This window comes from Halopseudomonas xiamenensis (assembly GCF_014219065.1).
Taxonomy (GTDB): Bacteria; Pseudomonadota; Gammaproteobacteria; order Pseudomonadales; family Pseudomonadaceae; genus Halopseudomonas; species Halopseudomonas xiamenensis.
Window position 1 is genome coordinate 122371 of sequence record NZ_JACLGO010000004.1, and the last position, 25784, is coordinate 148154.

Genomic DNA, 25784 nt, shown 5'->3' on the forward strand with positions numbered 1-25784 from the left:
GAATATTGATTTTCCTTGAACTGCGCCTCGGCAAACCAGATATAGCTAAAACCTATCCGCCGGTTAGGCTAAATTTATTTTTAATATCCACGCGACGGTTCTACTATACGTCCTGTTTCCAACCCCCAAGACACAAAGCTCAACAAGGAGTCTTCAATGTCCGTTATCAATACCGAAATCAAGCCGTTTACCGCCCAGGCATTCAAGAACGGTGAGTTCATCCAGGTCTCCGACACCGACGTGAAAGGCAAGTGGGCCGTATTCTTCTTCTATCCGGCTGACTTCACCTTCGTTTGCCCGACCGAGCTGGGCGACGTGGCCGACCACTACGAAGAGCTGCAGAAGCTGGGCGTGGAAGTCTACTCCGTATCCACTGACACCCACTTCACCCACAAGGCATGGCACGACAGCTCCGAAACCATCGGCAAGATCAAGTACACCATGATCGGCGACCCGACCATGCAGATCAGCCGCAACTTCGAAATCCTGCGTGAAGCCGAAGGCCTGGCCAACCGTGGCACCTTCATCGTTGACCCGCAAGGCGTCATCCAGGCCGTTGAGATCACCGCTGAAGGCATCGGCCGCAACGCTGCCGACCTGCTGCGCAAGATCAAGGCTGCCCAGTACGTAGCGGCCCACCCCGGCGAAGTCTGCCCGGCCAAGTGGGAAGAAGGCGAAGCCACTCTGGCTCCTTCGCTGGAACTGGTCGGCAAGATCTAAATCTGCCTGACAACCCGGCCCGCTGCGGCGCTCTGCGCCCGGTTGGCGGGCCGGGTTTTTTATGCCCAAAATTCCCCTTTTTCACAGGACACGCACCTATGTTGGACGCCAATCTGAAGAAGCAACTGGACACGTACCTGCAGAACATCGTTAAACCGATCGAAATCAGCGTGTCCGTAGATGACAGCCCCAAGGGCAAAGAATTGCATGAACTGGCGGTCGAAATCGCCGAGATGTCGGGCAAGATCGGCCTGGTGGCCGTGGACAACCAGCGCATCCCGAGCATGGCCGTGGCTGAAGCCGGCCAGAGCCCCCGCGTGCGTTTTGCCGGCATCCCGATGGGCCACGAGTTCACCTCCCTGGTTCTGGCTCTGCTGCAGGTCGGCGGTCACCCATCCAAGGCTGACCCGGCGCTGCTCGAGCAAATCCGCAATCTCGAAGGCAAGTATCACTTCGAGACCTATATCTCCCTGTCCTGCCAGAACTGCCCCGACGTGGTCCAGGCGCTGAACCTGATGGCCACGCTGAATCCGAACATCACCCACGTGATGATCGACGGCGCACTGTTCAAGGACGAGGTCGAGAGTCGGCAGGTCATGGCCGTACCCACCGTGTTCCTCAATGGCGAGCACTTCGGGCAGGGCCGCATGACCCTGGCCGAGATCGTCAACAAGGTCGATACCGGCGCAGCGCAGCGCAAGGCCGCCGAGCTGAACGAGAAAGAGCCCTACGAAGTGCTGGTCGTCGGCGGAGGTCCAGCAGGCGCCGCAGCGGCCATCTACTCCGCCCGCAAGGGTATCCGCACCGGACTGGTTGCCGATCGCTTCGGTGGCCAGGTGATGGACACCGTCGGTATCGAGAACTTCATTTCGGTGCCCTACACCGAAGGTCCGAAGCTGGTCGCCAGCCTGGAGCAGCACGTCAAGGAATACGACGTGGACGTGATCACCGAGCAGAGCGCCGCCAGGCTGACCAGCAATGGCCTGGTCGAGATCGCCCTGGAAAGCGGTGCCACCCTGCGCAGCCGTTCGGTGATTCTGGCCACCGGTGCCCGCTGGCGGGAAATGAACGTGCCCGGCGAGCAGGAATATCGTGGCAAGGGCGTGGCCTACTGTCCGCATTGCGATGGCCCGCTGTTCAAGGGCAAGCGCGTCGCGGTGATCGGTGGCGGCAACTCCGGTATCGAGGCAGCCATCGACCTGGCCGGCATCGTCGAGCATGTCACCGTGCTGGAGTTCAGCGACACCCTGCGTGCCGACGAGGTGCTGCAACGCAAGGCCCGCTCGCTGCCGAACGTGAAGATCATCATGAACGCGGCGACCAGCGAAGTGCGCGGTGACGGCAACAAGGTGGTGGGTCTGACCTACACCGACCGGGTCTCCGGCGAAAGCGCCAAGGTCGATGTGGCCGGCATCTTCGTGCAGATCGGTCTGGTTCCCAACACCGACTGGCTGAAAGACAGCGACGTCAACCTGACCCGCTTCGGCGAGATCGAGATCGACGCCCGCGGCGCCACCTCGGTGCCCGGTGTGTTCGCCGCCGGTGACGTGACCACGGTGCCGTTCAAGCAGATCGTCATCGCCATGGGCGCGGGCGCGACCGCTTCACTGGCCGCCTTCGACCACCTGATCCGCACCTCGACCGAGGCCGAGCCGGAAAAAGCCAGCGCTTGATCCCACCGCAGGCCACAAACGACAACCGCACCCCTGGGTGCGGTTGTTGCATTCACCTATCAATCAGTATTCATTTACGCCCGGTCAGCGATCCCAGCAGACCACGTGCCAGCTCCCGGCCGATCTGCCGAGCCAGGGTCTGCACCGCCGAGCGGACCGTGGTAGTGATCAACCCATCAGTCACACTCTTGCCCGAGTCGCCCCTGGCGCTTCCCTTACCACTCGCACGCCCCTTGCCCTGCGCTTGGGCCTGCGCAGCCCGAGTCGCCTGCTCCGCCCGCTGCGCCAGTATCTCGTAAGCCGATTCGCGGTCTATTCCCCGTTCATAGCGTCCAGCCAGAGGCGAGGCCTGAAACACGCCGGCGCGCTCCCCTTCGGACAGCACGCCGATGCGCGATCGTGGCGGCGCCATGAGCGTACGCTCGACCAGCGCCGGACGCCCCTTTTCATCCAGTACGCTGACCAGGGCCTCGCCCACTCCCAGCTCGGCCAGCACCTCACGGGTGTCGAATGCCGGGTTGCTGCGAAAGCCATCGGCCACCGCCCTAAGCGCCTTCTGTTCCTTCGGCGTGTAGGCACGCAGCGCATGCTGGATACGCAGACCGAGCTGGGCCAGGACAGGATCGGGCAGATCACTGGGCGACTGGGTAACGAAGAACACACCCACACCCTTGGAGCGAATCAGCCGCACGACCTGCTCGATGCGTTCATGCAGCGCCCTGGGCGTGCGCTCGAACAACAGATGAGCCTCGTCGAAAAACAGCACCAGCCTGGGCTTGTCCGCATCACCCTGCTCCGGTAGCTGCTCGTGCAACTCCGACAGCAGCCATAGCAGGAAGCAGGCATAGACCCTGGGCGATTCCTGGATAAGCCTGCCGGCTTCCAGTAGGTGGATATGTGCCCGACCGGCCAGGTCACGCTGCATCAGATCAGCCAACTGCAGAGCCGGTTCACCGAACAGCCGCTCAGCGCCCTGCTGCTGCAGGATCACCAGGCGGCGCTGGATGGCCTGGATGCTCGCAGGGGATATACCGGCGCTGACGCCGGCCAGCTCCTGCGGCTGCGCCAGCAACCAATCCATCAGTGCATGCAGGTCCTTCAGGTCCAGCAGCAGCAACCCCTGCTGGTCCGCCCAGGCAAAGATCGCATACAGTGCAGCCAACTGGTTATCGTTCAAGTCGAGCAGACTGGCCAGCAACAGCGGCCCCATCTCGCTGATGGTGGTACGCAGCGGGTGGCCGCGATCGCCGAGAATATCCCAGAACACCACCGGCACCGAGGCCGGTTGCCAGTCCAGCCCGGGCATCTGCGCCAGGCGTTTGTCGATGGCCTCCGACGCCGAGGCCGCCACCGCCACGCCGGACAGGTCGCCCTTGATATCCGCGGCGAATACCGGCACCCCGGCGTTGGCAAAGCTCTCCGCCAACACCTGCAGCGTGACGGTCTTACCAGTCCCGGTCGCGCCCGCTATCAGGCCGTGGCGGTTGCACATGCGCAGTGGCTGGCTGATCAGCCGCCCGCCGGCACTGCCTAATTGCAGGTAAGCCTCCATCACCTCATCCTTCCTTCTGTCACGGCCGGACAACCTGGCCGTATGAATGCCTCAGTGCTTCTTCGGCGCGCCGTGCTCATTGAAGTTTTTCAGTGCACGCAGCAGGTCACGCCGGCTAATCTGTCCGACCAGCCGGCCGTGCTCCATCACCGGCAGCCGCCGCCGGCCACGCTCAACGAAATGGGCTGCGGCCTTGAGTATATCGGCATCGGCGTCGATGGTTTCGACCACCTCGCTCATGAACGCAGCGACCGAACCGCAGGCCTCTTCGAAATAGCTGCCGCTGAGAATTCCCCGCAGACAATCGCTCTCCGACAGGACACCGACCAGGTAGCCCTGCTCATCAACCACCGGCGCACCGGAAATACGGTGTGCCACCAGCATGTCGATCGCCTTGAACAGATCGGTGTGCGGAGTAAATGTCACCAGCTCGGTATTCATGTAGTCACGTACTTTCACTGATTTGAACATGCCATCTGCCCCATTCCATTGTTACCGGGGCATCAGGCAGTCAGCTCAGCCGAACACCACGGTCTTGTTGTCGTGCACCAATACCCTGTCTTCCAAGTGATAGCGCAAACCACGGGAAAGCACCATCTTTTCCACATCCTTGCCCAGCCGAACCATATCATCGGCATTGTGTCTGTGGCTGATACGCACTACATCCTGTTCAATGATCGGGCCTGCATCAAGTTCTTCTGTCACATAGTGGCAAGTCGCACCGATGAGTTTCACGCCACGGGTGGCGGCCTGGTGATAGGGCCGGGCACCGACAAAAGACGGCAGAAAGCTATGATGGATATTGATTACCCGACCGGCATATTGCTCGCACAGGCTGGCCGGCAGTATCTGCATATAGCGCGCCAGCACAATACAATCAGCCTGCTGTTCATTTACCAACCGGGTAACTTCATCGAAGGCAGGTTTCTTGTCCTTTGCATCGACTGGCACATGGTGGAAAGGTATCCCGTGCCACTCCACCATGCTGCGCAGATCATCATGATTGGAAATAACACTGGTGATCTCGCAGTCCAGTTCGCCACTATGAAAACGATGCAGCAAATCCGCCAGGCAATGGGATTCGCGACTGGCCATCAATACCACTTTCTTGCGTTGCGCCGAATCGCTGACCCGCCACTCCATGCCAAATTCCTCAGCAATCGGCGCAAAGACCGTACGCAGCCCCTCGGCATCGAACGGCAGTGAATCGGCACGGATTTCATGGCGCATGAAAAACCAGCCGGTCAGGTTGTCCGAATGATGATTGGCTTCGGTGATCCAGCCATTGTAGGTTGCCAGCAGGTTACTGACCTTGGCCACAATCCCCGAACGGTCGGGGCAGGCAATTACCAGGCGAAAGGTACGCATCAAATCCACTCCAGATAGCCATGGGGACCTGTATGACCGCACGGCACTGAACGGCATTCCACAGAACCATGGCGGTTCGAAAGCTGCGTATTCTACTCCGAGCCCCGGGAAATTTCAGCTCGATCACCGCAGCGGCGGGAGTTAACAAAAAGAATCACTACTCAACCCGATAAACCTGCTAACTTCTTGTGCAATTAGCGGGTTATAAACTACCATTAGTCCCACTAGTCAATACCATTAAAAAAGGGGAAGCAAATATGTCCATGCTGCAGGAATATCGGCAGATCGAAGATACCATCCGTGAACTGTCCGAACGTCTCAAGTCATTGTCCAATGATGACAAATTGAAGAAAGAAATCGAATTCGAGAAAAAGCTCAACACGCTGATGGAACAGTACGGCAAAAACCTGAGAGACGTTGTGGCTATTCTTGACCCGGATAACAAACTGTCGGCCCCCAGCAAGACTGTCAAGGCGCCGGTTGCCAAGCGCGCCCGTAAAGTAAAGCAGTACAAGAATCCGCACAATGGTGAAGTAATCGAAACAAAAGGCGGAAACCACAAGACACTGAAAGCCTGGAAAGAACAATACGGCGCAGACACAGTGGAAAGCTGGTCCACCATTCTGGATTAAGTCACTGCCCCAACTGGTTGATACCAGAGAGAAAGCCCCAGCAATCGATTATAAGTGCCGGGGCTTTTCATCAAGATGTAATGATTTCCAGCTTCGCTGCCAGTTCCCCCGCATACTCCCGCCACTGACCCAGAAGTAGACGTTGCGCCTCATCATCGGTCTGCGTCATCACCTGTTGCATATCCCGCATGAACGCATCGAAGGTAAGTGCCGCCCCCGGTATCTGACCGCTCAACTTCTGTCGGCAGAAATGAAGCCATTCCTGCCTTTGAACCGGGTCCAGGGATTCGGGAAAGTTGCGCGCACGGTAGCGCGACAGCATGTCCGCCAGACGCTGATCCTGCAGTGGCCACCGTGCTGCCGTCAGTCCAGCCCCTTCCGCTTCCCGAATACCCGGTAGCAGGTGACGATCCCGGGCCGAAGTGAAGCCATCGTAGAGCTGGGTCTCTGCATCAGAGTCATTAGCATCGCCCGCGGGCTGCGCCTGGTCGGCATAGATCGCTGCGAGCTTGCGCTGTCCGGATATCCGCCACTGCGCCAGGCGCTGGGCGCGATCGAGCAGCAGCGGCATGTCCAGCTGCAAGCGTTCGATATCCTGCGGGCGCAGCACCTTGGTATCGGCCAGTACCGGACACTTGTTGACATGCACCAGCTTGAGGCCGGGTCGCTGCTCCCCCGGCGCCAGCTCCTCGGTCCGCGTATACAGACGCTGGCATAGTTGCTCGGCGGACAGATCCTGCAGCAGTTCAGGCTCGACATCCAGGTTCCATACGATCAGCGCATTGCGATTGCGCGGATGCCAACCAAGCGGCATGACCAGCCCGAGCCCTTGGCGCTCTCGACCGAAGCGCCCGGATACGTGCACCAGCGGACGCAGGTTCTGCAGGTCGATCAGTTCGCTGACCCGGTGCTTGCTGCGCAGCTCATAGAGATAGCGGTATAACCGCGGCTGCGCCTGTTTCAGCAACCTGGCCATGGCGATGGTCGCCCGCACATCGGCCAGCGCGTCATGGGCCTGGCCGTGGTCGATGCCGTTGGCGGCGGTCAGCAGCTCCAACCGCAGGCTGGTGAAACCCTCCTGCTGTGGCCACTCGATACCCTCGGGCCGGAGTGCGTGCGCCGTGCGCAGGGCATCCAGCAGATCCCAGCGGCTGTTGCCCCCCTGCCACTCCCGCGCATAGGGATCGAAGTAGTTGCGATACAGGGCAAAGCGCGTCATTTCATCGTCATAACGCAGGTTGTTGTAGCCGGCGGTGCAGGTACCCGGTGTGGCCATCTGCTCATGCAAAAGATGCATGAACTGCGCCTCGGGCAAGCCACGCCGGGCCCGATCAGGATCAATACCGGTGACCAGGCAGGCCATGGGATGTGGCAGTACGTCCTCGGCGATGCGGCAATCGATGCACAACGGCTCGCCAATCTCCCGCAGCTCCTCATCGGTGCGGACACCGGCAACCTGCAACGGGCGATCGCGCCGCGGATCGATACCTGTGGCTTCGAAGTCGTACCAGAAAATGCTCTTGCTCATGAAAATCCCCGATAACCTGCCATGCTGGCAGGCAGGGTAACCCAAGGGGCTCCCTCAGGCATCAACCGGGTGCATGAAACTGAAATAGCGTTGCAGGGCTACCGCCAGACTGGCGAATATCTGCGCACTATCAAGGATGCTGAAGCCGGCATCATAGTGACCTGGTGTCAGATCCGGGCGGCACCAGCGGCTCACCGCACGGAACGGCAGCACCTGGACTCCCTCCCCGTTCGCCGCCGGCAGATGCAGTTGCATATCGTACTCGGCGCCGAGCATCATCGGTAGCGGGCTGAGCAGCATGAAACCATTGCAGGATACGTTGCCCAGGGTGCCCATGAACTGACCAGTGTGACTGTTATAGACATTCAGGTAGGCATGCAGCTGGTGCCGCGCTATGCGGCGGTTGAACTGCTCGGAAGGTTCCGGGTTGGTATCCTGGCGAGACCCATGCATGGTCGGCGGTGCTCCTGGTTCATGGGTCAGCGCAGCTCGGCACCGGCTCGTCCCTGGGTTCCAGAGAATAGACCAGTGCACCAGCCAGGCCAAGCCCTGGCTGACAAAATGCCATCCCCCATTCGAATGATTTGATCTGCATCAGCGCTATACTGCAAAAAGTGACTTACGCTGGAGAAAACCACCGCAACAAGGGGACAGCGAAATGAACATCCAGCACATCATGGTAGCGATCGACCCGACCAGCGATACCGACCAACCCTGCCTGCGCCGCGCGGAACAGTTGGCGACGCATTATCCGTCGGCCCGCTTCACGCTGTTCGTCAGCGATTACATCGCGGCACTGGACCGCGGTCAGCTATTCGATAGCGAGGCACTGGCCAAGGCCCGCAATTCGCTGCTCGGTCACCGCGAGGAGCATCTCGACCGCCTGGCCCAGCCACTGCGTGAACGCGGTTTCACGGTCAACACCCAGGCAGTATGGGGCAAGCGCTACGAGCGCCACATCCTGCGTGCCATCCATGAACAGCAGCCGGACCTGGTACTCAAGACCACGCACCATCATGGCCTGTTGAAGCGACTGGTATTGAGCAACAGCGACTGGTATCTGATCCGCCATTGCCCGGCGCCACTGTGGCTGGTCAAGCAGCCGAACAGTGCACTGCAGGTATTCTGCGCCAGCGTCGACCCGCTACATGAGGCCGACAAGCCGGCCAGCCTGGACTACAAACTGCTGGAGACCACCCGCTCACTGGCCGAGGCCGTCGGCGGTGAAGTGCAGGCGGTACATTGCTACAACCCGTTGCCGCATACCCTGGCCTTCGATACCGGCATGGTCGCCGACTACGACGGTTACGCTGCCGAGGTACACAAGCATCATGCCGAGGCCTTCCGCGAGTTCGCCAACCAGGCCGGGGTAGCCTCCGAGGCACAGCATCTGCGGCGCGGCTATCCCGAGCAGGCGATCCCCGAGTTCGCCGAGCAGCACCACGTCGACCTGCTGGTGATCGGGGCGATTTCCCGCTCGCGACTGGAAAGCGCATTGATCGGCCACACCGCCGAGCGTCTGCTCGACCATGTGCCCTGCGATCTGCTGATCGTCAAACCCGACGGTTTCGTCGACCCGTCGAAACCTGCCTGAGCAGTGCCGCCCCGTCTCACTCGGACGGGGCGAATTGCCGGCACAGGCGGGTGATGCCGGCCCAGTCGCCCGCTTCCACCAGCGCTGGCGGTGCCATCCAGCTGCCGCCGACCGCCACCACATTGTCCAGCGTCAGGTAATCGGGCAGTTTCGCAGGCCCGATACCGCCAGTCGGGCAGAAGCGCACATCATGAAAGGGCCCGGCAAATGCCTTGAGCAGGGCCGTGCCACCGCAAACCTCGGCCGGAAACAACTTGAAGCGTCGGTATCCCAGGCGGTATCCGCGCATGATTTCCGATGCGGTGGCAATCCCCGGCAGCAGCGGCACCGGGCTGTCCAGGCCCAGGGTCAGCAGCTCATCGGTGCAGCCGGGGCTGACCACGAAGCGTGCCCCCGCATCCAGCACCGACTGGAACTGGCGACCATCCAGTACCGTACCGGCACCAACGCACAGCTGCGGGCGCTGTTCGGCCAGTAGGCGAATCGCCGCCAGCCCCAGCGGTGTGCGCAGGGTGACTTCCAGGTTGGTGATGCCACCCGCGGCCAGCGCATCGGCCAACGGCAACACATCGCTTTCCCGGCGAATGCTGAGCACTGGGAGTATGCGCTGGCCATTGAAGATACGATCCAGGTTGCTGCTGTTCTCGGCCAATCTCATTACGCTTGATGTTCCTCGGTGTGGAAAATGTCCATGGGTGGAGTAAGAAAAGCTGTGATCGGCCGGGCCAGAGGATCGTCTTCGCCCAGGGCGCTGGCCAACGTCCGCCGTTTGTCTTCGCCGGCGATCACCAGCAACTTCAGGCGGGCACTCTGGATTGCCCGCGCGGTCATGCTCAGGCGTGCCAGCCGCTCGCCCTCGGCGGGCACCGCGATGCAGCTGGCGCTGGCGCGTTCTGACAGATACTCGGCCAGCTGCGGCATGTGCGGGAACAGTGAGGCGGTATGCCCGTCCGGCCCCATGCCCAGCACCACCACATCCAGCGGCAGCAGCGGCTCAAGCATGACGTGGCAGTACTGGGCATCGGCCTGCAGCCCCTGGCCCTGGAACATCGGCAGCCAGGTGGCACGCTGCAGCACGCCCGGCATGCATTGCTGGATCAGCCGCGCATTGCTCTGCGCATCCTGCGGAGGCACCCAGCGCTCATCCACCTGGGTGATGGTGACCTTTTCCCAGGCCAGCTCCAGCTGCTCCAGGCGGCGCAGGAACAGCTCCGGCCCCCGACCTCCGGACAACGCCAGGCTGGCGCGGCCACGCAGCGCGATAGCCTGCTGCAGTGCGCGGCGAATATGGGCGGCAACCGCCTCGGCCTGCTCCTGTGCCGAACAACTTTCATTCCAACCCAACCCACGGGCTGTCACCAGGGCTTCAATCATATGGCACCTCCATCGGCCTGGATAAGGCTGTCGGTAAAGCAACTGGCGCCCCGCTCGGCGCTGCTGGCACCCTGCCGGGCGAAGGCGAAGAGTTCACGGCCCCAGCCGCGTCGCACCGGTGCGGCATGCGTGGCAGCGGTCCGCGCCTGCCATTCGCTCTGCTCGACATGCACCGCCAATACACCGCGCCCGGCATCCAGGCTGAGACGATCACCGTCGCGCAGATAGGCCAGCGGCCCACCGGCATGCGCCTCCGGGGTCAGGTGAATGACCGCCGGGACCTTGCCCGAGGCGCCGGACATGCGCCCGTCGGTCACCAGCGCCACATGCAGCCCACGGTCCTGCAGCACACCGAGATAAGGCGTCAGCTTGTGCAACTCCGGCATGCCATTGGCGGCCGGACCCTGGAAGCGCACGACAACGATCACGTCACTATCGAATTCGTTGTTCTGGAATGCCTCGACGAAGGCCTCCTGGGTGTCGAACAACCGGCACGGTGCGGTGACCTGCCAGTGCTCCGGGTTGACCGCCGAGACCTTGATCACCCCTCGACCGAGATCACCATCGATCACCCGCAGGCCACCATCGGCACTGAACGGCTTGTGCCGGCTGCGCACTATGTTCTCATCCAGGCTGGTCTGCGGGCCATCGCGCCACATCAGCCGCCCCTGCTCCAGGACCGGCTCACGGGTATAGCGCTGCAATCCCGGCCCGGCGATGGTATTCACATCAGCATGCAACAGGCCGCCGTCCAGCAACTGGGCAAACAGCAAGGCAGTGCCACCGGCGGCCTGGAAGTGATTCACATCCGCCTGGCCATTGGGGTAGATCCGCGCCAGCGTCGGCACCACCTCCGAGAGCAGCCCCATGTCATCCCAGTTCAACTGCAGACCGGCGCATTGGCCGATGGCCACCAGGTGCAGGGTCAGGTTGGTCGAGCCACCAGTCGCCAGCAGCAGCACCAGGGCGTTGACCAGTGCCCGTTCATCGAGAATCGACGCCAGGCTGCCTTGCCCCGTCCGCGCCAGGTGTGCGGCCTGCTCGGCGACATGCACGGTCAGGGCATCGCGCAGCGGGGTGTTGGGGTTGATGAAGGAGGCGCCGGGCAACTGCAGGCCCATGGCTTCGAGCAGTATCTGGTTGGTATTGGCCGTGCCATAGAAGGTGCAGGTACCCGGCGCATGGTAGGCCTGGCACTCGGCATCGAGCAGCTCCTCGCGGCTGGCCAGCCCTTCGGCGTAGCGCTGGCGGACCATGGCCTTCTCACTGTTGGGTAGCCCTGAGGGCATCGGCCCGGCCGGCACGAACAGCACCGGCAGATGACCGAAGCGCAACGCCCCCATCAGCAACCCCGGCACTATCTTGTCGCAGATACCCAGGCACAGCGCGGCATCGAACATGTTGTGCGACAGCGCTACCGCCGTGCCCATGGCGATGACATCGCGACTGACCAATGACAGCTCCATGCCCGGCTCACCCTGAGTGACCCCGTCACACATCGCCGGCACACCACCGGCCACCTGCCCGGTTGCGCCGATGGCACGCAGCGCCTCGCGGATCTGCGCCGGGAAGCTTTCATACGGCTGGTGCGCCGAGAGCATGTCGTTGTAGGCAGTGACCATGCCGATATTGACTTCATCGGGCAGGCGCAGGCGCTGCTTGTCCGTGGCCGGGCAGCCGGCGATGCCATGGGCGAAATTGCTGCATGACAGGTCCCATCGACCACGCGGACGCGCCGCCGCCTCCGCCATCTGCTGCAGATAGGCCGCACGCGATAACCGGCTGCGCTGGCGCAGACGCTCGGTCACCTCGATTACCCGGGGATGCATTGCAAAGTCCTCCTGCGAATGTAATTGATTGCTGGCTTCTGCCTGTCATGCTTAAAAAGGTATGATCCCTATTGTAAGCCACTGATATGTCATTGAAGGGGAAAACATTCATGACCCTGCGTCGTACCAAGATCGTCGCCACCCTCGGACCCTCCAGCAATACCCCGGAACGCATCGAGGCCCTGATCAGGGCCGGCATGAACGTCGCCCGCCTCAACTTCTCCCATGGTACCCACGACGAGCACCGGGCTCGCGCCAACCTGGTGCGTGAGACCGCCGCACGCCTGGGTACCCACGTGGCCCTGCTGGGCGACCTGCAGGGGCCGAAGATCCGCATCGCCCGCTTCAAGGAAGGCAAGATCCAGCTGAAGGTCGGCGATCAGTTCCGCCTGTCCACCAGCCACCCGCTGGACGACGGCAACCAGCAGGTGGTGGGTATCGACTACCCCGAACTGGTTTCCGATTGCCATGCCGGCGATGAACTGCTGCTCGATGACGGTCGTATCGTACTGCGTATTGACGCCATCACCGGCGACGAGGCGGTGTGCACGGTGACCGCAGGCGGTGCGCTGTCCAACCACAAGGGCATCAACCGCCGCGGCGGTGGCCTCTCCGCTGCCGCGCTGACCGACAAGGACCGCGCCGACATAGTGCTGGCTGCGGAAATGCAGATGGAATACGTGGCGGTATCCTTCCCGCGTGACGCCAAGGACATGGATCTGGCGCGCAAGCTGCTGCGCGACGCCGGCTCCCAGGCCTGGCTGGTGGCCAAGATCGAGCGCGCCGAAGCGGTGGCCGACGAGGCCGCGCTGGACGGCCTGATCGACGCCAGCGACTGCGTGATGGTGGCCCGTGGCGACCTGGGTGTGGAAATCGGTGATGCCGAGTTGGTCGGCATCCAGAAGATCATCATTGCCCGTGCCCGGCGCAAGAACAAGACGGTGATCACCGCCACGCAGATGATGGAATCGATGATCAGCAGCCCGCTGCCGACCCGTGCGGAAGTCTCCGACGTGGCCAACGCGGCGCTGGACTATACCGATGCGGTCATGCTCTCCGGCGAAACCGCTGCCGGTGATTTCCCGGTCGAAGCCGTCGCCGCCATGGACCGTGTCTGCCGCGGCGCCGAGAAGAACCCCACCAGCCAGCAGTCCGGTCACCGCCTGCACATGGAGTTCGGCCGCTGCGACGAGACCATCGCCCTGGCCGCCATGTACGCTGCCAACCACTTCCCCGGCGTCACCGCGGTCATCACCCTGACCGAAAGCGGCTACACCCCGCTGATCATGTCGCGCATCCGCTCGCACCTGCCGATCTACGCCCTGTCACCCAACACCCAGACCCTGGGCCGGGTGGCGCTGATGCGCGGCGTGCAGAGCATCGCCTTCAACCCCACCGAGATGCCATCCAGCGAAGTGAACCAGCACGCGGTCAACAAGCTGCTGGAACTGGGTCATGTCAAGGCGGGGGATTGGGTGGTACTGACCAAGGGCGATGTCTACAACTCACGCGGCGGCACCAACTCGATGAAGCTGCTGCAGGTGGGTGAAAAGCTGGTCTAAGGGCTGCCCTCGAAGCTACCCGCTCCGGGTAGCTTGCATAAAAAAACCCGGTCCGAAGACCGGGTTTTTTTATGCACCAGCTGTTACTGCACTTCGACCGCCAGGCTGTCGGCGATCTTCTTCTGCCAGATCTGCGGCCCGGTGATATGTGCCGACTCGCCGGTGGTGTCCACCGCCACGGTGACCGGCATGTCCTTGACCTCGAACTCGTAGATGGCTTCCATACCCAGCTCGGGGAATGCCAGCACCTCGGCCTTCTTGATCGCCTGTGCCACCAGATAGGCTGCACCACCCACCGCCATCAGATAGACCGCCTTGTGGTCCTTGATCGCCTCGATGGCAATCGGGCCGCGCTCGGACTTACCGATCATGCCCAGCAGACCGGTCTGGTCGAGGATCTGGCGGGTGAACTTGTCCATGCGGGTAGCGGTGGTCGGGCCAGCCGGTCCAACCACTTCGTCACGTACCGGATCGACCGGACCAACGTAGTAGATGAAGCGTCCCTTCAGGTCCACCGGCAGTTGCTCGCCCTTGTTCAGCATGTCGACCATGCGCTTGTGCGCGGCGTCGCGGCCGGTCAGCATCTTGCCCGACAGCAGTACGGTTTCGCCGCTCTTCCAGCTCTGCACATCTTCCGGGGTCACGGTGTCCAGGTTGACCCGGCGCACACCACTGCCGACTTCCCAGGTGATGTCCGGGTAGGCTTCCATCGGCGGCGCCTCGAGCACAGCCGGGCCGCTGCCGTCCAGCACGAAGTGCGCGTGGCGGGTGGCTGCGCAGTTGGGGATCATACACACCGGCAGACTGGCGGCGTGGGTCGGGTAGTCCTTGATCTTGATATCCAGCACCGTGGTCAGGCCGCCGAGACCCTGGGCACCGATGCCCAGTGCGTTGACCTTGTCCATGATCTCCAGGCGCAATTCCTCGATGCGGTTCTGCGGGCCGCGCTGGCGCAGCTCGTGAATGTCGATCGGGTCCATCAGCGATTCCTTGGCCAGTACCGCGGCCTTCTCGGCGGTACCGCCGATACCGATACCGAGCATACCCGGCGGGCACCAGCCAGCGCCCATGGTCGGGACCGTCTTGACCACCCAGTCGACGATGGAGTCGGAGGGGTTGAGCATGACCATCTTCGACTTGTTCTCCGAGCCGCCACCCTTGGCCGCGACGTGGAACTCGATGGTATTGCCGGGGACCACCTGGTAGTGGATCACCGCCGGGGTGTTGTCCTTGGTGTTGGTGCGCTTGCCCGCCGGGTCGGCGAGGATGGAGGCGCGCAGCACGTTTTCCGGCAGTTGGTAGGCACGCCGTACACCTTCGTTGATCATGTCGTCCAGGCCCATGGTGGCGCCGTCCCAACGCACGTCCATACCGACCTTGACGAACACGGTGACAATCCCGGTGTCCTGGCAGATGGGCCGGTGGCCGGTAGCGCACATCCGCGAGTTGATCAGGATCTGCGCCATGGCATCGCGCGCCGCCGGGGATTCCTCACGCTGATAGGCTTCGTGTACCGCCTGGATGAAGTCCACCGGGTGATAGTAGGAGATGTATTGCAGCGCGTCGGCAACGCTCTGGATCAGATCATCTTGCTTTATTACGGCCATTCTCGGACAGGCTCCTCTATAGGCTTGCTGGCCGCGGGATCACCGTTGCAAGGCGATGCGGCCAGGTTCACGGAATGCTTGGGCCGGGCCGCAGGGACCCTGGCAGAATGAAAACAGGCGACAGAGTATACCCGAGCTTGCAAAGCCTGGTCAGCCGTTCGGCTGATAGCTTTGCGCTATCGACTGGGCAAAGCACGCAGCGCCAGCTACAGTGACATCACAATGATATCAAGAAGGATATATCGTGACAGATACGGACTTCGACCAGCAGGCGCGCTTCCAGGCCCTGCGCCTGCAACGATTCTACCTCGCCCAGACCACCTACCTGATCGCCTACGTGGTGATTGCCGTGGCCTGGGCCACCGGCAGCTATATCGGCAGCAATGCCATGATGCTGAGCCATTACCTCATCGGACTGATCACCCAGGTGGTGTTTCTGGTCATGTTCCGCACCGGCTTCAACCTGCACTTCCGCGACCCCAGCCTGACCAGCGCGCAGATCATAGTCGCACTGTTGCTGCAGACCTACCTGCTGGCGCTGGTCGGGCCGATTCGCGGCACCGTGCTGGTGGCCTACTGCCTGATCCTGCTGTTCGGCGTATTCCACCTGTCTCGCCGGGCCTACACTGTGCATGCGGGCCTGGCGCTGCTGTGCTATGGCGGTCTGATCGCGCTCAACCAGGTATTCCATATCTACCCCCAGGAGCTGTCGTTGGCCCTGCTCGAATGGTTCGTGCTGGCCTGCTTCCTGCTCTGGCTGACCATTCTGGCCAGCTATATCCGTGAGCTGCGCGAGCGCCTGCAGCAACGCCACAGTACCCTGCAGCAGCACCAGCAGACGCTGCGCAGCATGATGGACCAGCTGCAGAACCTGGCCGCCACCGATGCGCTGACCGGCCTGCCCAACCGCCGCCATTTCATCGACGAGGCACAGCGCCGCATGACCCTGCTGGGCAGTGGCCAGACCCTGGGCCTGGCGCTGATCGACCTGGACCATTTCAAACGTATCAACGATCTGTACGGCCACAGCGCCGGGGACGAGGTCCTGCAGGGCTTCGCCCGCATCGTGCGCGCCAGCCTGCGCAGCGAGGACATGGTCGCGCGTTTCGGCGGCGAGGAATTCATCCTGCTGCTGGGCCAGTGCGACCTGCCCACGGTGCAGCATTGCGTGGAACGCATCCGCCTGGCACTGGCCGCCTTCCCCTTCCCGGCGCTACCCCAGGGCGTGCACTGCACGCTGTCGGCCGGCCTGTGCCTGATCCACCCGGAGGACGACCTGGAGTGGCGTATCAGTCAGGCCGATGAGGCGCTGTACCGGGCCAAGGCCGGCGGCCGCAACTGCACCCAGACTCACCATGAGGCTTTTGCCTGAGCACCTAGCTACGGATATCCAGCCACTGGATGGCAATACGGTTGATGGTGCCCCACAGACGGATCTTCATGCGATGCGTCCAGGGCAAGGCCAGCCAGTCGTGCAGGGTCCATTCGCGCGACTCGGCGAAGTCATCGCTGAAGCTCTGCTCCACCACCCGCCTCAGGCGAGTGTCGACCACGTTCTGGTTGGCTTCGAGATTCCAGTGCAGGGTCCAGTGGTCGAAGTTGGACGAGCCCAGGCTCACCCAGTCGTCCACCAGTACCGTCTTCAGGTGCAGAAAGCGCGGCTGATACTCGAAAATACGCACCCCGGCCGCCAGTAGGCGCCGGTAGTAGCGCTGCCCGGCATACCGCACCGGCGGATGATCGGTGACCTCGCCGCACAGCAGCAAACGTACATCCACACCACGCCGGGCGGCCCGGGCCAGGGCCCGGCGAATGCGCCAGGTCGGGGCGAAATAAGGTGTGGCCAACCATACCTGGTGCTGGGCACGGGCGATATTGGCCAGCACCGCCTGCACCAGCTCCCGGTGCGTGCGACCGTCGGTCAGTGACACCCGCGCCAGGCCGTCACTACCCTGCGGATGCGGCGGCAGACGCATCCGCCGCAACCTTGGCGGCTGCCGTCCGCTACGCCGCCCGGTAGCCTGCCATTGGCGTTCGAACACCGCCACCCAGTCCGCCACCACCGGCCCCTGCACCTCCAGCATCTGTTCGTGCCACAGGCAGCGCCCCTCGGCACCGGGGATGCAGAAGGCATCGGTGAAACCGGCGCCGCCGATGAACACCCGGCGCTGATCGACGATCAACAGCTTGCGGTGGTCGCGGTGCAGGTTGGAACGCCCGCCCAGCAGGTTCAGCGGGTTGTAGAAGCGCAGATCGACACCGCTCTGCAGCAGCTGCTGGCGGTCGCTGTCCTGCAGCTCGCGGCTGCCCAGGCTGTCGAACAGGCAACGCACCTGCACGCCACGCGCCACCGCCTGCAGCAGGATATCCATGACCTGCTGCGTGCTGTCGCCGGACTCGACCAGGTAGAGTTCGATATCGATGCTGCAGGAGGCTTGGACCATGGCCTGCAGCATACGCGGGAAGAAGCGGTCCCCGTCCATCATCAATTTGAAGCTGTTGCCTTCACGCCAGGGATAGACCGGGGCTGCCATGCGCACCTTTGTTGTCAGGGTATTGGGTAGTGTCCCATTCGAACACCTCACTGATCATAGCAGCCCGGGCACAGGCATCGGCGCCCGTGCATGTCATCCAAACGCCACCAATGCGTCATCCAGGTGACATGGCCGCTGGTCAGCATATGCCACAGACCAAGGATGCGCTGGAGGTATCGATGACATATGCAGCACAGGTAACACAGCAGATCAGCCCGTCTCCACTGATGGTCGAGCTGACCACCGACCCCGCCGCCCTGCGGGAAGCCCAGGCGCTGCGCTACCGCATCTTCAGCGAGGAGTGCGGTGCGCGCCTGGACAGCCCGGTCGAGGGGCTCGACCTCGACGAATTCGATACCCACTGCGAACACCTGCTGGTACGCGACCGCGACACCGGCCAGGTAGTAGCCACCACCCGCCTGCTCGACAGCAATGGCGCAGTGCGGGCCGGCGGCTTCTACAGCGAAGGCGAGTTCCACCTGGTCGGACTCCCCCAGCTGCGCGGGCCGATCCTGGAGATAGGCCGTACCTGCGTGCATGCCGACTATCGCAATGGCGCGACCATAGCGGTGCTGTGGTCGGGTCTGGCGCAACTGATGAACGAGCGCAACTACAGTTTCCTGATGGGCTGCGCCAGCATCGGCATGGGCGATGGTGGCATTCAGGCCCACGCCATCATGCAGCGCCTGCGCGAGCGCTACCTGAGCCGCGAGTGGCTGAACGCGGTACCACGCCTGCCGCTGGCGGACATGGACCTGCCGGTCAACGTCACCGCGCAGATCCCGCCTCTGCTCAAGGCCTACATGCGCCTGGGCGCGAAGATCTGCGGCGAGCCCTGCTGGGACCCGGCATTCAATGTCGCCGATGTGTTCATCCTGCTGCGCCGGGAACAGCTCTGCCCACGCTATGCGCGGCACTTCAAGGCGGTCAGCTGATGCCCTGGCTGCGTCGCCTGTGGCGGGCCCCGGCGGTCGCCGGCTGGGTTGTGCTCGGCCTGCTGCTCAGCGGCCTGCTACAGTTGCCGCCGCTGCGCTGGCGCACCCGCCCGCGCCAGGCCGTGACCTGCTGGTGGATGCGCGGACTGCTGCGCCTGTTGCCGCTGCGTATCCGCTGCCACGGGCGCCCGCCCCGGCGCACCGCGCTGTGGGTCGGCAATCATGTTTCCTGGCTGGACATCATCCTGCTTGGCGCGCAGGCGCCGGTGCGCTTCGTCTCCAAGGCCGAGGTACGCCACTGGCCGCTGCTGGGCCGGCTGGCGCACCAGGCCGGCACCCTGTTCATACAGCGCGGGCAGACCAGCACCGAGGTCAGCCAGCGTATGACCGGCGTGCTGGAGCAAGGTCAGGGCCTGGTGATCTTCGCCGAAGGCACCACCACCGCCGGCGACCGGGTGCGCACGTTCCACGGCCGTCTGCTGGGTTGTGTGGCCGGCGGCGACATACCGGTGCAGCCGGTAGCCCTGGCCTATCATCGCGACGGTCGGCGGGACGATATTGCGCCCTTCATCGATGACGACGAATTCTCCCGCCACCTGTGGCGTCTGCTGGGTTCATCGCGCATCGAGGTCGAGTTGCATTTCCTGCCGTTGATCGACAGCAGCCAGCTCGAGCGCAACCGGTTGGCGCGCAGTACGCGCCAGGCGGTGATTCAGGCGTTGGGCCTGGAGGCCAGCAAGCCCTGCCAGTCCGCCGAGGCCCTGAGCGCAGCCGCCTGAGCCTCGGCAAAGTCGATCACCTCGGGCATGAACGCCAGGAAGTCGGCCTCGAAACCAGGGTAGTCCCGCTCCAGCTCGATGACGGCGCCCGGCAGGCGATTGCCCGGCCGCAGGCGCCGGGCCATGTTGTCCAGTGCCATGTGCAGGTTCGCCAGTTCGGCGTAGCTGCCCAGCCAGTCCTGCTCGGCCATGCGCACCAGTACCGTCCGGGCGCGCTCCGGCATCAGCACCTGTTGGCTCAGTACTGCCTGGTACATGCGCTGGGTGAACAGCGCCAGCGGCTGGTCGGCGAAGCGAGTCCAGTGCCGCGCCAGCAGATGGTCATAGAACATGTCGACCATGATCCCGGCGTAGCGCCGGCGCTCGTCGGTGACCCGCGCCTTGCTGCGCAGCACCAGCGGATGCCGGTCGGTGAAGGCATCGATGCGCCGGTGCAGCCAGATGCCCTGGCGTACCGGGTCCGGCAGGTCCATGGCGGCCACCGGACCCTTGACGAAATCACCCAGCAGGCCACCCAGCGCCTGCTGTGGATCATCGGGCCCCAGGCGCAGGTGGGCGAGGAAATTCATTAGCGCTGGCTCATCTGTTGCTGCAGGTTGCTCAACTGGCTCTGCAGGGTGGAGATATTGCGGTTGGCCTGCACGCGGAAGCTGTCGATCGCCCGCAGCGCCTCCTCGGCCGAAGCCAGGCGCTGATCGATTTCACTGCGCAGCACCAGCATTTCCTGTTCCACACTGGGCCCGGCGGAGGCCTGCAACAGGGCCTGCAGCTCGCCGCGCTGACGTGCCAGCTGGCTCTCCTGCTCGGCCAGTTTGCGCTCCAGCTCGGCCAATGCCTGCAGCCGCTCATCCGCTTGCGCCAGTTCGCTGCGCAAGGCGGTCTGGGCCTCGGCGGAGCTCTCGACCTGTTGCGTCAGTCCGGCGATATCCTGTTGCTGGCGTTCGAGCTGTTCACCCTGGGTTCCGCTCAGCTGGTCCAGGGCTGTCAGCCGCTGCGCCTGGGTCTCGCTGGCCCGCTGCAACCGCTGCTGTTGCTCCTGCAGCGTCTGTTGTTGCGCCTGTTGCGTCGCCAGCAGTTGCTCGACCTTCTTTTCCAGCTGGCTGAGCTGCTGAATGCGGTCCTGCTCACCCTGGCTGAGGGTGGATTCGGTGGCGATGACCTTGCCACTTATATCCTGCAGGCGGCCCGCCGCTTCCTCGCTGATCCGCGCGAAGCTCTCCTGGGTCGCCACCAGTTGGCGCTGCAGCCGGGTCTGCTGCTGGTGGCTCCAGTAACCGAGCCCGACCAGCGCGATCAGCAGGCTCAGGCATACCGCCCACAGCGCGCCGTTACGCTGACGGCGCGGCGCCGGCTCACGCAGTGCACGCACCACCGGTGGCTCGGCCGCGGCACTGCGGCGCTCCCCCGGCTGCCTTGTCACGCGGTCATCGTCGGTCGCCCGGATATCCGGCAGCTCACCGTCGATATCGTCATCGCGCATAGTTCCCCCTGTCATTGCCAAATCTGGTTGACCATCGAAAGTGGCAGCCATTCTGCGTGCTGCGCTGGCCGCTGACCAGCGGTAGCTCATTCCATACCGAGACTGCGCGGCGCCTGCTGCAGCAACTGCTCGGTCAGCGCTTCCAGCAGGCGCCCACCGTTGCGCCAGTAGTGCCAGTACAAGGGTACGTCCACATGCTGGCCGGGCAGCACCTGCTGCAAGCGTCCATCCGCCAATTCGGCCGTCACCTGCAGTGCCGGTACCATGCCCCAGCCAAGGCCGGCGCACAACAGGCGCACAAAGCCCTCCGAGGAGGGACACAGGTGATGCGCAAACTCGCCGTCATAGCCACAGCTGGCGAGGAAACGGTGCTGCAGGCGGTCGTCCGGACCGAACACGATGGCCGGTGCCCGGCGGATCGCCTCCGCATCCAGGCCGGCGGCGAAGTGATGCTGCATGAAGCCGGGACTGGCCACCGCCAGGTAGCGCATGGCGCCCAGCGGCACCGCCCGGGCGCCAGCCACCGGTTGCTCGCTGGCGCACACGCAACCGACCACCTCGCCGGCGCGCATGCGCCGCAGGCCGACATCCTGGTCATCCACCAGCAGCTCCAGCAACAGTGACTGACGCTGGCACAACCCGGCCACGGCCGCTGCCCACCAGGTCGCCAGACTGTCGGCATTCAGCGCCACCCGCAAACGCGGCAGCACCTCGTCCTCCAACTGCATGGGTACGTCGTGCTGCAGATCACGCTCCAGCAGGCGAACCTGCTGGACATGGTTGAGCAGGCGTTGGCCGATGCCGGTGGGCGCCGGCGGCGAGCCCCGCAGCAGTACCGGCGCGCCGACCCGCGCCTCAAGCAGCTTGATGCGCTGTGAGACCGCCGATTGCGACAGCCCCAGCAGGCGCGCGGCACGCTCGAATCCGCCCTGCTCGACGACGCTGGCCAGCGCCTGTAGAAGCTTGTAGTCCAACATCAGATAAGCTTATACCCCATTAGCGATATTTGTTTCTCTTATACGCGCACTGCCCGCAGACTACCAGCCTTTCCCTGGGCCGGAGCCACCCCATGAACTATTTTTCGAGCTACCTGAACGGCCTGCTGGTCGCTGCCGGGCTGATCATGGCCATCGGCGCGCAAAACGCCTTCGTCCTCGCCCAGGGGCTGCGCCGTGAGCATCACCTGAGCGTGGCCGTGGTATGCATGAGCTGTGATGCGCTGCTGATCGTCGCTGGCACCTTCGGCCTGGCGGTGCTGCTGCAGCAGCACCCGCTGGCGATGGAAGTGACCCGTTGGGGCGGGGTGATCTTCCTGGTCGGCTACGCCCTGCTGGCCATCCGCCGCGCCTTCGGCACCCAGGCACTGGCCGCCCAGGCCGCCAGCCGGCCGCAGCGCACCCGCCGCACGGTACTGCTGGCGACCCTGGCGATCACCCTGCTCAACCCCCATGTGTACCTGGACACGCTGGTGCTGATCGGTTCGGTCGGGGCCCAGCAGAGCCTGCCGCTGCTGTTCGCTCTGGGCGCGGCCAGCGCCTCGATTCTCTGGTTCTTCAGTCTGGCCCTGGGTGCCGCCCGCCTGGCCCCCGTTCTGCAACGCCCGCTGACCTGGCGAGTGATCGACCTGGCGGTAGCGGCAATGATGCTCAAGGTCGCGTGGACATTGGTGTCACCGGCATTGCAGAGCACTTGAGCGCCGTTCGTCGCCCGCATGACATGGCTAGCGCGGTCGGGTGATGCTATGATCTTGCTGCTATAAACAGGGGCGGCAGCCGCTATATGGCCGGCGCCAGGAGACCCTGACCGGGCTTGCCCACGAACCGCCCCGACAACCTGAAGATGGAGAGAGACCATGCCTTTCGAACTACCCGCACTTCCCTACGCCCAGGATGCTCTGCAGCCGCACATCTCCGCCGAGACCCTGGAATACCACTACGGCAAGCACCACAACACCTACGTGGTCAACCTGAACAACCTGATCGCCGGTACCGAGTACGAAGGCAAGACCCTGGAAGATATCATCAAGACCTCCAGCGGCGGCCTGTTCAACAACGCCGCCCAGGTCTGGAACCACACCTTCTACTGGAACTGCCTGAGCCCGAACGGCGGCGGCCAGCCCAGCGGTGAACTGGCGGATGCCATCAACAAGGCATTCGGCTCCTTCGAGGCGTTCAAGGACGAGTTCAGCAAGGTTTCCATCGGCACCTTCGGTTCCGGCTGGGGCTGGCTGGTGAAGAAGGCCGACGGCTCCCTGGCCCTGGCCAGCACCATCGGCGCCGGCAACCCGATCACCTCCGGCGACACCCCGCTGCTGACCTGCGACGTCTGGGAACACGCCTACTACATCGACTACCGCAATGCCCGTCCGAAATACGTCGAGGCATTCTGGAATCTGGTCAACTGGGATTTCGTGGCGAAGAACTTCGCTGGCTGAGGCCTCCCCGCTTGATGTGAATAACACAACACCCCGCCCCGGCGGGGTGTTGTGTTTTCAGCAGTTGCGCCGCAAGCAGTTCCGAATGCATGATGCAAATAAATGGAGAAAAGGACGACCCGAGTGAAAGTAGATCCCCGGCACAGTCTTTCGGTCAAACTGTTGCAGTTGGTGTTGTTGTGGGCATTGTTGGCCGGCATGTTGTTGAGCCTGGCGCAGATACTCTTCGACTTTCGCACCGTACGTGAGTCCATCGCCCGCGACGCCGATGAGATTCTGGCGATGTTTCATGATCCGGCCAGTCAGGCGATCTTCAGCCTGGACAAGGAAATGGCCACCCAGGTCATCGAGGGTCTGTTCGCCAACCGGGCGGTGCACTTCGCCGCCATCGGCCATCCACAGGAAGCGCCGCTGGCCAGCCGCGAGCGCCCACTGAGCGACCTCCCCTATCGCTATCTCACCGACCTGCTGTTCGGCGTCGAACAGCGCTTCAGCATTCCCCTGCTCGGTCGCGCACCTTACAACGAATACTATGGCGACCTGCAGCTGACCCTGGAGACCGGCCTCTACGGTCAGACCTTCCTGCGCAACTCGATGATCATCCTGGTCTCGGGCCTGCTGCGCGCGCTGGTGATGGCCGGTGCGGTCTATCTGGTCTACCACGTGCTGCTGACCCGGCCATTGGCACGCATCATCGAGCACATCAGTGAGATCAACCCGGAGCAGTCGGGCCGGATGATGGTCCCGATGCTGCCCGGCCAGGAAAAGAACGAACTGGGGCTGTTGATCACCAAGATCAACCAGTTGCTGGATGCCATCGAACGCCACCGCAGCCAACGCCATGAAGCGGAGGCCAGCCTGCTGCACATGGCGCAGCACGACAACCTGACCGGCCTACCCAACCGCAGCATACTGCTGGAACAGCTGACCCGGGTGCTGGCCGACGCCCGGCGCCGCCAGCGCAGCGTGGCGGTGCTGTGCTGCGGGCTGGATGACTTCAAGGAAATCAACGAGAAATTCAGCTACCAGGCCGGCGACAGACTGCTGGTCGCGGTCGCCGAACGCCTGCAATCCCATAGTGGCCGCCTGACCAGCGTGGCGCGCCTGGGCGGCGACCAGTTCGCCCTGATCGTCGCCGACGTGAACGAGCCCTACGAGGTAGCCGAACTCGCGCAGCAGATGCTGGACGAGTTGAGCCAGCCGTTCCCGCTGGACGACAGCAGCGTGATCCTGCGGGCCACCATCGGCATCACCCTGTTCCCCGACGACGGCATGGATGCCAGCAAACTGCTGCAGAAGGCCGAGCAGACCATGATGCTGGCCAAGATCCGTTCACGCAATCGCTACCAGTTCTATATCGCCAGCGTCGACAGCGAGATGCGCGTGCGTCGCGAGCTGGCATCGAGCCTGCGCGATGCGCTGATGCGCAACGAGTTCCATCTGGTGTACCAACCGCAGATCGACCTTACCTCCCGCCGCGTGGTAGGCGTCGAGGCCTTGCTGCGTTGGCATCACCCCGAACGCGGCCTGGTGCCGCCGGACCTGTTCATTCCCCTGGCCGAACAGAGCGGAGCGATCATCGCCATCGGCGAGTGGGTGCTGGACCAGGCCTGTCGGCAGCTACGCGACTGGCAGCAGGCCGGCAGGCCGGAGCTGCGCATGTCGGTCAACCTGTCGACCGTGCAACTGCATCACCCGGACCTGAGCTGCATGGTCACCCGCGTGCTGCAGCGCTACGCCCTGCCGCGCAATTGCCTGGAACTGGAGGTCACCGAAACCGGCCTGATGGAAGATATCCAGGCAGCTGCGAAACACCTGAACGAATTGAAGTCCACCGGCGTGCAGATCGCCCTGGACGACTTCGGCACCGGCTACTCCTCGCTGAGCTACCTGCGTGGCCTGCCGCTGGACAAGATCAAGATCGACAAGAGCTTCACCGGCGACCTGCTGGTCGATCACGACGACCGCAATATCGTGCGTATCACCATCCAGCTGGGCCGCAACCTGAACATGCAGGTGATCGCCGAGGGTGTGGAGTCGGCCGAACAGGAAGCCTATCTCAGCGCCGAGGGCTGCCATGAAGGCCAGGGCTACTTCTACAGCCGCCCGCTGACCGCCGCAGCACTGGTGACATGGATGGACGACTATGAGCAGACCCTGGCAGCAGCCGATCAATCCTAGGG

General features: G+C 63.3%; 24 protein-coding genes. 11 read left to right on the top strand and 13 right to left on the bottom strand.

Annotated elements, in window-relative coordinates; all coding sequences use genetic code 11:
- The first annotated feature begins 156 nt into the window (after positions 1–156).
- Together ahpC and ahpF are read left to right on the top strand one after the other, a co-directional pair.
- Positions 157–720, top strand: coding sequence for an alkyl hydroperoxide reductase subunit C (ahpC, locus tag H6X51_RS04150; RefSeq protein ID WP_185266249.1), 564 nt, complete (start codon positions 157–159; stop codon positions 718–720).
- Positions 721–818: 98 nt separating this feature from the next.
- The gene (ahpF, locus tag H6X51_RS04155) at positions 819–2393 is read left to right on the top strand and encodes an alkyl hydroperoxide reductase subunit F (RefSeq protein WP_185266250.1); all 1575 of its coding nucleotides are present in this window, start codon (positions 819–821) and stop codon (positions 2391–2393) included.
- A 70-nt stretch (positions 2394–2463) separates the two neighbouring features.
- Here ahpF and H6X51_RS04160 read toward each other — a convergent pair whose 3' ends face one another.
- From H6X51_RS04160 to purU, 3 genes are read right to left on the bottom strand one after another with little or no spacing between them, the layout of a single operon-like run.
- Positions 2464–3945: a helicase HerA-like domain-containing protein gene (locus tag H6X51_RS04160; protein WP_185266251.1), complete on the bottom strand. Its 1482-nt coding sequence runs from the start codon at positions 3943–3945 to the stop codon at positions 2464–2466.
- Between the two features lie 51 nt (positions 3946–3996).
- The gene (locus H6X51_RS04165; RefSeq protein ID WP_185266252.1) at positions 3997–4416 is read right to left on the bottom strand and encodes a CBS domain-containing protein; all 420 of its coding nucleotides are present in this window, start codon (positions 4414–4416) and stop codon (positions 3997–3999) included.
- 45 nt (positions 4417–4461) lie between these two features.
- A complete protein-coding gene (gene purU / locus H6X51_RS04170) occupies positions 4462–5313 on the bottom strand; it encodes a formyltetrahydrofolate deformylase (protein WP_185266253.1) in 852 nt (283 codons plus the stop codon).
- Positions 5314–5570: 257 nt separating this feature from the next.
- Here purU and mvaT point away from each other — a divergent pair, with 257 nt between their 5' ends.
- A complete protein-coding gene (gene mvaT, locus H6X51_RS04175) occupies positions 5571–5945 on the top strand; it encodes a histone-like nucleoid-structuring protein MvaT (protein WP_185266254.1) in 375 nt (124 codons plus the stop codon).
- A 70-nt stretch (positions 5946–6015) separates the two neighbouring features.
- Here mvaT and sbcB read toward each other — a convergent pair whose 3' ends face one another.
- Positions 6016–7473, bottom strand: a complete 1458-nt coding sequence (gene sbcB, locus H6X51_RS04180) for an exodeoxyribonuclease I (RefSeq protein ID WP_185266255.1) — start codon at positions 7471–7473, stop codon at positions 6016–6018.
- A gap of 54 nt (positions 7474–7527) precedes the next feature.
- Entirely contained in the window at positions 7528–7926 is a 399-nt protein-coding gene (locus H6X51_RS04185; protein ID WP_185266256.1) for a PilZ domain-containing protein, read from the bottom strand.
- Positions 7927–8131: 205 nt separating this feature from the next.
- On the opposite strand from H6X51_RS04185, the gene H6X51_RS04190 reads away from it, so the two are divergent.
- Positions 8132–9067 carry a universal stress protein gene (locus H6X51_RS04190; RefSeq protein WP_185266257.1) on the top strand — a complete coding sequence of 312 codons (936 nt, stop codon included), beginning with the start codon at positions 8132–8134 and terminating at the stop codon, positions 9065–9067.
- Between the two features lie 16 nt (positions 9068–9083).
- Here H6X51_RS04190 and H6X51_RS04195 read toward each other — a convergent pair whose 3' ends face one another.
- Genes H6X51_RS04195 through edd form a run of 3 tightly spaced genes read right to left on the bottom strand, consistent with a single transcriptional unit; the run spans position 9084 to position 12270 of the window.
- Positions 9084–9725 carry a bifunctional 4-hydroxy-2-oxoglutarate aldolase/2-dehydro-3-deoxy-phosphogluconate aldolase gene (locus tag H6X51_RS04195; RefSeq protein WP_185266258.1) on the bottom strand — a complete coding sequence of 214 codons (642 nt, stop codon included), beginning with the start codon at positions 9723–9725 and terminating at the stop codon, positions 9084–9086.
- The gene (gene pgl, locus H6X51_RS04200) at positions 9725–10441 is read right to left on the bottom strand and encodes a 6-phosphogluconolactonase (protein ID WP_185266259.1); all 717 of its coding nucleotides are present in this window, start codon (positions 10439–10441) and stop codon (positions 9725–9727) included. Before pgl ends, H6X51_RS04195 begins: the two co-directional genes overlap by 1 nt.
- On the bottom strand, positions 10438–12270 hold the full coding sequence (gene edd, locus H6X51_RS04205; RefSeq protein WP_185266260.1) for a phosphogluconate dehydratase: 1833 nt from the start codon (positions 12268–12270) through the stop codon (positions 10438–10440). Before edd ends, pgl begins: the two co-directional genes overlap by 4 nt.
- Before the next feature lie 110 nt (positions 12271–12380).
- Here edd and pyk point away from each other — a divergent pair, with 110 nt between their 5' ends.
- Complete coding sequence (pyk, locus tag H6X51_RS04210; RefSeq protein ID WP_185266261.1) at positions 12381–13832, top strand: pyruvate kinase; 1452 nt, start codon at positions 12381–12383, stop codon at positions 13830–13832.
- Between the two features lie 83 nt (positions 13833–13915).
- Here the strand turns inward: pyk and H6X51_RS04215 are convergent, their stop codons facing one another.
- Positions 13916–15439: a fumarate hydratase gene (locus H6X51_RS04215; protein ID WP_185266262.1), complete on the bottom strand. Its 1524-nt coding sequence runs from the start codon at positions 15437–15439 to the stop codon at positions 13916–13918.
- A 244-nt stretch (positions 15440–15683) separates the two neighbouring features.
- Between H6X51_RS04215 and H6X51_RS04220 the strand changes: the two genes are divergently transcribed.
- Positions 15684–16811: a GGDEF domain-containing protein gene (locus tag H6X51_RS04220; RefSeq protein WP_328795617.1), complete on the top strand. Its 1128-nt coding sequence runs from the start codon at positions 15684–15686 to the stop codon at positions 16809–16811.
- Between the two features lie 4 nt (positions 16812–16815).
- Here H6X51_RS04220 and H6X51_RS04225 read toward each other — a convergent pair whose 3' ends face one another.
- On the bottom strand, positions 16816–17973 hold the full coding sequence (locus H6X51_RS04225; RefSeq protein ID WP_185266263.1) for a phospholipase D-like domain-containing protein: 1158 nt from the start codon (positions 17971–17973) through the stop codon (positions 16816–16818).
- A gap of 179 nt (positions 17974–18152) precedes the next feature.
- On the opposite strand from H6X51_RS04225, the gene H6X51_RS04230 reads away from it, so the two are divergent.
- Complete coding sequence (locus H6X51_RS04230) at positions 18153–18908, top strand: GNAT family N-acetyltransferase (RefSeq protein WP_185266264.1); 756 nt, start codon at positions 18153–18155, stop codon at positions 18906–18908.
- Entirely contained in the window at positions 18908–19687 is a 780-nt protein-coding gene (locus H6X51_RS04235; RefSeq protein ID WP_185266265.1) for a lysophospholipid acyltransferase family protein, read from the top strand. Before H6X51_RS04230 ends, H6X51_RS04235 begins: the two co-directional genes overlap by 1 nt.
- Here H6X51_RS04235 and H6X51_RS04240 read toward each other — a convergent pair.
- From H6X51_RS04240 to H6X51_RS04250, 3 genes are all read right to left on the bottom strand, one after another.
- On the bottom strand, positions 19621–20256 hold the full coding sequence (locus H6X51_RS04240; protein WP_185266266.1) for an acyl carrier protein phosphodiesterase: 636 nt from the start codon (positions 20254–20256) through the stop codon (positions 19621–19623). The two genes, H6X51_RS04235 and H6X51_RS04240, sit on opposite strands and share 67 nt — an antisense overlap.
- A complete protein-coding gene (locus H6X51_RS04245; protein ID WP_185266267.1) occupies positions 20256–21167 on the bottom strand; it encodes an ATPase in 912 nt (303 codons plus the stop codon). The genes H6X51_RS04240 and H6X51_RS04245 overlap by 1 nt, the downstream gene beginning before the upstream one ends.
- An 86-nt stretch (positions 21168–21253) precedes the next feature.
- Positions 21254–22144, bottom strand: a complete 891-nt coding sequence (locus tag H6X51_RS04250) for a LysR family transcriptional regulator ArgP (RefSeq protein WP_185266268.1) — start codon at positions 22142–22144, stop codon at positions 21254–21256.
- A 92-nt stretch (positions 22145–22236) separates the two neighbouring features.
- Between H6X51_RS04250 and H6X51_RS04255 the strand changes: the two genes are divergently transcribed.
- The 3 genes from H6X51_RS04255 (at position 22237) to H6X51_RS04265 (ending at position 25782) form a co-directional block, all read left to right on the top strand.
- A complete protein-coding gene (locus H6X51_RS04255; protein WP_185266269.1) occupies positions 22237–22860 on the top strand; it encodes a LysE/ArgO family amino acid transporter in 624 nt (207 codons plus the stop codon).
- Between the two features lie 159 nt (positions 22861–23019).
- Positions 23020–23601 carry a superoxide dismutase [Fe] gene (sodB, locus tag H6X51_RS04260; RefSeq protein WP_185266270.1) on the top strand — a complete coding sequence of 194 codons (582 nt, stop codon included), beginning with the start codon at positions 23020–23022 and terminating at the stop codon, positions 23599–23601.
- A 123-nt stretch (positions 23602–23724) separates the two neighbouring features.
- The gene (locus H6X51_RS04265; RefSeq protein ID WP_185266271.1) at positions 23725–25782 is read left to right on the top strand and encodes a putative bifunctional diguanylate cyclase/phosphodiesterase; all 2058 of its coding nucleotides are present in this window, start codon (positions 23725–23727) and stop codon (positions 25780–25782) included.
- Positions 25783–25784: the final 2 nt, after the last annotated feature.